Origin of the sequence: Thermoflexus sp. (genome assembly GCF_040289485.1) — a bacterium.
Classification (GTDB): domain Bacteria; phylum Chloroflexota; class Anaerolineae; order Thermoflexales; family Thermoflexaceae; genus Thermoflexus.
The window spans coordinates 1-6,490 of record NZ_PSLG01000039.1 but is presented as its reverse complement, the minus strand read 5'-3'; the positions used below and the strand labels follow the sequence as shown (position 1 = coordinate 6,490).

Sequence of the window (6,490 nt, the reverse complement as noted above, 5' to 3'; positions counted from 1 at the left end):
CCCCCTGCCGCTCCGGCCCCCGGCTCTCGATGACATCCGGATACAGGGTCCCCTGGGCCAGGAACCGGAAAGGGCCAAGGCGTCGGGCGTGCTCGGCGAACACAGCGACGAAGGTGTGCCCTACCCGTCGCCGCTTCTCCTCGGGATCGGTGACCCCCCGCAAGGCCTCCAGGAAGGCCTCCGCCGCGGAGACTGCCGCCACCGGCAGCCCCAACCCTCGTAGCGCCGAGACGACCTCCTGGGCCTCCCCCCGACGCAGCAACCCGGTGTCCACGAACAGACACTGGAGCCGCTCCCCTACCGCCCGGTGGACCAGGACCGCGGTGACGGTGGAGTCGACGCCCCCCGAGACGGCGCAGAGGACCCGCTCCCCGCCCACCCGCTCCCGGATGCGAGCGATCTGCTCCTCGGCGATGGCCCCGGGCGTCCACGTCGGTCGACAGCCGCACAGGACCACGGCGAAGCGCTCCAGCAGATCGCGGCCTCGAGGCGTGTGGGCCACCTCGGGGTGGAACTGGACGCCGTAGAGCCGACGGCGGGGGTCCCCCATGGCGGCCACCGGGGTGTTGGGGGAGCGGGCCAGGACGCGGAACCCCGGCGGGAGGACCTCCACGCGATCCCCGTGGGACATCCAGACCCCCATGGGCGACGGCAACCCTTGCCACAGGGGATCCTCGGGATCCACGACCTCGATCTCCGCCGGGCCGTATTCCCGGGCCGGGGCAGGGACCACCCGGCCGCCCAGGGCGTGGGCCAGCAACTGCATCCCGTAGCAGATCCCCAGGACCGGCCGGCCGCTTTCCAGCACATAGCCCGGGAGGGTCGGCGCTCCCGCCGCGTAGACGCTGGCCGGCCCTCCGGAAAGGATGAAGCCCTTGGGCCGCAGGGCCAGCACCTCCTCCGGGTCGGCGTTCCACGGGAAAAGTTCGGCGTAAACCCCCGCCTCGCGGAGGCGGCGGACGATCAGTTGGGCATACTGGGAGCCGAAATCCAGGACCGCGATGGCGTCGTGGGCGGGATGGGAATCTGCGCGGTTCATCCTGGCCTCCCTCCCACGGGATCAAGGGCCGATCACGCCCAGCTCCCGCCCCACCCGGGCGAAGGCCTCCAGCCCGCGGTCCAGGTCCTCCCGGCTGTGGGCGGCGGAGATCATCACGCGGATGCGCGCCTTGCCCCGGGGGACCGTGGGGTAGCCGATGGCCTGGGCGAACACACCTTCCTCGAAGAGCCGGCGGCTGAAGGTCTGGGCGAGGTGGGCGTCCCCCAGCATCACCGGGGTGATGGGGGTGACGCTCTGCCCCAGGTCGAAGCCCAGGCGGCGCATCTCTTCCTTGAAATATCGTGTGTTCTCCCAAAGCCGGTCCACCAGCGCCGTGGACTCCTCCAGGATCTCCACCGCTGCGATGCAGGCGGCGGTGTCCGCCGCCGTCATGGCGCTGGAGAAGAGGAAGGGCCGTCCGCGCTGGCGCAGCCATTCCACCACCTCCCGCCGCCCGGCCACGTAGCCGCCCACCACCCCGAAGGCCTTGGAGAGGGTCCCCACCTCGATGTCCACCCGCCCGTGGAGGCCGAAATGGTCCACGATGCCCCGGCCGCCGCGTCCCAGCACCCCCTCGCCATGGGCGTCGTCCACCATCAGCATCAGGTTGTAGCGCTCGGCGATCTCCACGATGTCTGGGAGGGGGGCGATGTCGCCGTCCATGGAGAAGACCCCGTCGGTGACGATCAGGCCGCGCCGGAAGGACCCCAGGTTCTCGCGGACCTTCGCCTCCAGGTCGTTGGGGTCGTTATGCGCATAGCGGACGATACGGGCCCGGGAGAGGCGGCAGCCGTCGATGATGCTGGCGTGGTTCAGTTCGTCGGAGAAGATGACGTCCCCCTCCCCGACCAAGGCTGGGATGGTGGCCAGGTTGGCGTTAAAGCCGGACTGGAAGGAGATGGCCGCCTCCACCCCCTTGAAGCGGGCCAGTTTCTCCTCGAGGACCAGGTGGAGGTCCAGGGTCCCTGCAATGGTGCGCACGGCCGCCGGCCCCACCCCGTATTGCTCGATGGCCCGCCGGGCCGCCTCCCGCATCCGCGGGTGGTTGGCCAGGCCCAGGTAATTGTTCGAACAGAAATTGAGCACCTGCCGGCCGTCCACCCTCAGCCATGGGCCCTGGGCCGACTGGATGGTGCGGATGTGGATGTAGAGGCCCTGTTCCCGCAGGGCCTGCAGTTCCTCCCGGATCCAGGCCAGTTTGTCCACTGGGGTCAGCTCCGCCGCCATCGCATCCTCCTGAGCGCAGATGGATCCCTTCCCCCGCCGCAGGCCTTCGGCCGGCCCTCCTCACGGGAGGAGCATCACCTTCCCGCTCTGGCCGCTGGCCATGGTGGCGAAGGCTTGATCGAACTCCTCCAAACGGAAGCGGTGGGTGACCACCGGCCGCAGGTCCACGGCCCCCGCGTTCAACAGCCCCCGGATCTCATACCAGGTCTCCCACAGCCGCCGCCCCACGATCCCGTGAACCGTCAGCCCCTTGAAGATCACCAGGTTGGAGAGGTCGAACTCGATGGGGCCCGGCGGGAGGCCCAGCAGGGCAGCCTGTCCGCCGGGCTTGAGGGCAGCGAACCCCTCCCGGATCGCCGTGGGGGCACCGGACATCTCCAGCAGGACGTCGACCTCGCCCCCGGCCAGGTCCCGGATGGCCTCCACCACATCGACTTCCTGAGGGTTAAGGACATGGTCGGCGCCCATGCGCCGGGCCAAATCCAGACGGTAGGGGCTGATGTCGGTGGCGATGACCATGCGGGCGCCGATGGCCTTGGCCACGGCGATGGTCATCAGCCCCACCGGCCCGCAACCGGTCACCAGCACCTTGCGCGCCCGGAGGTCCACGGCGAAGGCCGTGTGGACCGCGTTCCCGAAGTTCTCCAAAAGGACCGCCACCTCGAGGGGGATGTCCGGAGGGTTCACCCACGCGTTCTCGGCCGGGATGACGATGAAGTCGGCGAAGGCGCCGTCGCGATCCACCCCGAGGATGCGGGTGTTGCGGCAGAGGTGCCCTTTGCCGGTGCGGCACATGTCACAACGCCCGCAGATCACGTGGCTCTCGGCGGAGATGAAATCGCCGACCCGCAGGCCGTTGACCTCAGGCCCCAACTCGACGATCTCGCCGCAGAACTCGTGGCCGATGATCAGCGGGGGGCGGATCCGCCCTTGGGCCCATGGATCCCAGCGGTAGATGTGCAGGTCGGTCCCGCAGATGGAGGCGGCCCGCACCCGCACCAGGACCTCCCCGGGGCCGGGGATGGGGATCGGACGCTGGGCGAGGGCCAGGCCCGGCCCCGGCGCCGCCTTGATCACGGCACGCATCGTTTCCGCCATGGGCATTCCCCTCCCGGTCCCCCGAGATCCCGTCCCGTCGGTTCTACCGTATCCGCCGCGCCCGGGGGAGCCCAACCCGCCACCTCACCGCTGCGGCGCGGGAGCCGGGGTCCCGTGGCGCTGGCGGAGGCGTCGGGCCGCCGCCACCATGTTCCGGAGGGCAGGGAGGACCTCCTCCCACCGCCGCGTCTTGAGGCCGCAGTCCGGGTTGACCCAGATGTTTTCCTTGGGGATCACCCGGATCGCCCGCTCGATGATGGCCTCGATGGATTCGGGGGAAGGCACGGATGGGGAATGCACGTCATAGACTCCGGGGCCGATCTGCCGCTCGTAACGGTAGCGCTCGAAGGCGGCGATCACCTCCCCCCGGCTCCGGGTGGCCTCGATGCTGATCACATCAGCGTCCAGCGCGTCGATAAAGGCGATGATCTCGTTGAACTCCGAGTAGCACATATGCGTGTGGATCTGGGTGGCCGGGTGGGCCCGGGAGGCCAGGCGGAAGGCCTTCACCGCCCAGTCGAAGTAGTCAGGCCACCGGCGCCGCTTCAGCGGCGCCCGCTCCCGGAAGGCAGGTTCGTCGATCTGGATCACCCGGATCCCGGCCGCCTCCAGGTCCCGGACCTCCTCCTGGATCGCCAGGGCGATCTGGAAAGCCACCTCATGGACGGGGATGTCCTCCCGGACGTAGCTCCAGGCCAGCATGGTCACGGGGCCGGTGAGCATGCCCTTGACCGGCTTGGCGGTCAGGGACTGGGCGTAGGTGATCTCCTTCAGGGTCATGGGGCGGGGGCGGCGGACGTCGCCATACAGGATGGGGGGGCGATAGACCCGCGTCCCATAGGAGAGGATCCACCCGTGCTGGGTGATGGCGAACCCCTCGAGGCGCTCGGCGAAGAACTCCACCATGTCCGAGCGCTCGAACTCCCCGTGCACCAGCACGTCCAGGCCGAGCTCCTCCTGGACTTGGATGATATAGCGAATGCGCTCCCGGATCAGCGCCTCGTAATCCGCCGGGGGGAGCCGGCCGGCCCGGAAGGCGGCGCGGGCCCGACGCAGGTCCTCGGTCTGGGGGAAGCTCCCGATGGTGGTGGTGGGGAACAGGGGCAGGTTCAGCCGCGCCTGCTGCTCCCGAACCCGCTCGGCGTAGGGCGCCTCCCGCGCGAAGTCCGCCGGCCCCAGGCGGCGGATCCGCTCCTGGATCTCGGGATAGAACCAGTGGTCCGTCGGATGCGCATAGGTGTTCCAGCCACGGACCTCCTCGGTCTCCCCTTCGGTGAGCAGGGTCTTCAGGAGCCGCAGCTCCTGCAGCCGCTCCGTCGCGAAAGCGATGCGCTCCCGCAGGGCGGGGTCCAGCCGCGCCTCCGCCTCGGCCGTCACCGGCAGATGATAAAGGGGACCGGCGTTGGAGAGCCAGATCTCCGCCGACGTCCAGCCCCGCAGGGCCTCGACCAGCCGCGCCGCCGCCCGCAGGTCCGTCTTCCAAACGTTGCGCCCGTCCACAAGGCCGGCGATCAGGATCTTGTCGGCCGGGAAGCCGGCCCGCTGCAGGACCTCCAGGTTCTCCCGACCGTGGCATAGGTCCAGGCCGATGCCCCGCAGGGGGAGGTCGTATAACTGGTCCAGGAAGTCGACGCTGTCGTAATACGTGAACACCAGGAGATCGGCCTCGCGGCCCAGGCGGGCGTAGACCTCGCGGAGGAGGGCCACGTGCTCGGGCGGCACGTCGGCCGCCCACGCGGGCTCGTCCACATGGACCATGGCCGCGCCAGCCGCCCGCAGCCGCCGGAACAGTTCTGCGTAAGCCGCGGCCAGGGCCCGCAGGAGGTCGCCGAAGGCCTCTGGAGGATACCCCTTGCTCAGACGGAGGAAGGTGTAGGGGCCGATGACGTAGGGGAAGCCCTCCGGCGTCCTTCGGAGGGCCTCCACCAGGGGCCGATCTCCGACCAGCCGGAAGCCCGGGGGCCGCCCGTCGGCGAAGGGGATCTCAGGGACCAGGTAGTGATAGTTGGTGTTGAACCACTTGGTGAGCTCGAGGGCGCGCCCCCCGCGGGCCAGATCGAAATACTCCTCCAGCCGGCCCCCCTTCGAATACAGGCCGAACATGAGGGCGGTGTCCAGCATCGGATCGTAGAGGGAGAGCTCCCCCACCGGGAAGTGATCGACGAAGCGCCGGTAGGTCGCCAGCCGGTCGGCCTCCAGCGCCTCCAGGCCGGCCCGCAGGGCGGCCTCGGAGACCTGGCCTTCCCAGAAGCCCTCGATCAGCTGTTTGTATTCCCGCTTGCGCCCCAGGCGGGGATAGCCATAGGCATAGGTGCGCATCGGCGTCCGCCTCCTATCCCGTTGGATTAAGGGGAATTTATCACGAAGGCGCCCCCTGCTCACCGCTGGCTAATCGCGGTAGCGCTCCTCCCGCCAGGGGTCGCCGCGCATATGGTAGCCCGCCTGCTCCCAGAAGCCCGGGCGGTCCTCGGCCATGAACTCCAGGGCCCGCAGCCACTTGGCGCTCTTCCAGAAGTAGAGGCGCGGGACGATGAGGCGCAGGGGGTAGCCGTGCTCGGGCGTCAGCGGCTCGCCGTTGTAGTGGGTGGCCAGCAGCGCGTCCTCCATGTATTCCAAGGGGATGTTGGTGGTGAAGCCATATTCGCAATGGGCCATCACATAGCGGGCCTCGGGCTTCACCCGGATGAAGCGCAACAGATCTTTGAAGGCCACCCCGGTCCAGGTGGTGTCCAGTTTGCTCCACCCGGTGACGCAGTGGACATCGACGGTGATGGTGGTCCGGGGAAGCCTCTGGAACTCCTCCCAGGTCCACCGCCGTTCCTCCTCCACCAGGCCGAAGACCCGGAAATCCCAGGTGGCCGGATCGAAACGTGGGATCGGCCCGTAGTGGAGGACCGGGAACTTCTCCGTCAGCACCTGGCCAGGCGGCAAGCGCCGGGCCGCCCGCGCCGCCTCCTCCTGCGACCGGCGTTCGATCCGCATCGTTCACCTCCTCAAAGCATCCTTCTTGCTCATTTTACTCCCTTCTTGTTCCCTCCACCCCACCCCCCGGCCAGATCCCCGCGGGCAGGGCTTTCGCCAGTCCGCTCCCAATTTCCATGGATCCTCTTGACAAGGCCGCTTATC

Annotated in this window: 5 protein-coding genes; all 5 read right to left on the bottom strand. The window is 69.1% G+C overall.

Translation table 11 applies throughout. The annotated features are described in order from the left end of the window. A partial coding sequence (gene guaA, locus C4313_RS07750; RefSeq protein ID WP_352429300.1) for a glutamine-hydrolyzing GMP synthase occupies positions 1–1,039 on the bottom strand: 1,039 nt, incomplete at its 3' end. Positions 1,040–1,060: 21 nt separating this feature from the next. Further along, positions 1,061–2,266 carry a glycine C-acetyltransferase gene (locus C4313_RS07745; protein WP_352429299.1) on the bottom strand — a complete coding sequence of 402 codons (1,206 nt, stop codon included), beginning with the start codon at positions 2,264–2,266 and terminating at the stop codon, positions 1,061–1,063. Positions 2,267–2,326: 60 nt separating this feature from the next. After that, positions 2,327–3,364 (bottom strand): L-threonine 3-dehydrogenase, encoded by a 1,038-nt coding sequence (tdh, locus tag C4313_RS07740; RefSeq protein WP_352429298.1) that lies wholly within the window; start codon positions 3,362–3,364, stop codon positions 2,327–2,329. 84 nt (positions 3,365–3,448) lie between these two features. Then, entirely contained in the window at positions 3,449–5,683 is a 2,235-nt protein-coding gene (gene metE, locus C4313_RS07735; RefSeq protein ID WP_352429297.1) for a 5-methyltetrahydropteroyltriglutamate--homocysteine S-methyltransferase, read from the bottom strand. A gap of 69 nt (positions 5,684–5,752) precedes the next feature. Beyond that, positions 5,753–6,346 carry a sulfite oxidase-like oxidoreductase gene (locus C4313_RS07730; protein ID WP_352429296.1) on the bottom strand — a complete coding sequence of 198 codons (594 nt, stop codon included), beginning with the start codon at positions 6,344–6,346 and terminating at the stop codon, positions 5,753–5,755. Positions 6,347–6,490: the final 144 nt, after the last annotated feature.

What these genes read in the sequence shown, in the direction of transcription:
- C4313_RS07730 (WP_352429296.1), bottom strand. Translation starts at nt 6,346, where the DNA reads ATGCGGATCGAACGCCGGTCGCAGGAGGAGGCGGCGCGGGCGGCCCGG.
- tdh (WP_352429298.1), bottom strand. Translation starts at nt 3,364, where the DNA reads ATGGCGGAAACGATGCGTGCCGTGATCAAGGCGGCGCCGGGGCCGGGC.
- metE (WP_352429297.1), bottom strand. Translation starts at nt 5,683, where the DNA reads ATGCGCACCTATGCCTATGGCTATCCCCGCCTGGGGCGCAAGCGGGAA.
- C4313_RS07745 (WP_352429299.1), bottom strand. Translation starts at nt 2,266, where the DNA reads ATGGCGGCGGAGCTGACCCCAGTGGACAAACTGGCCTGGATCCGGGAG.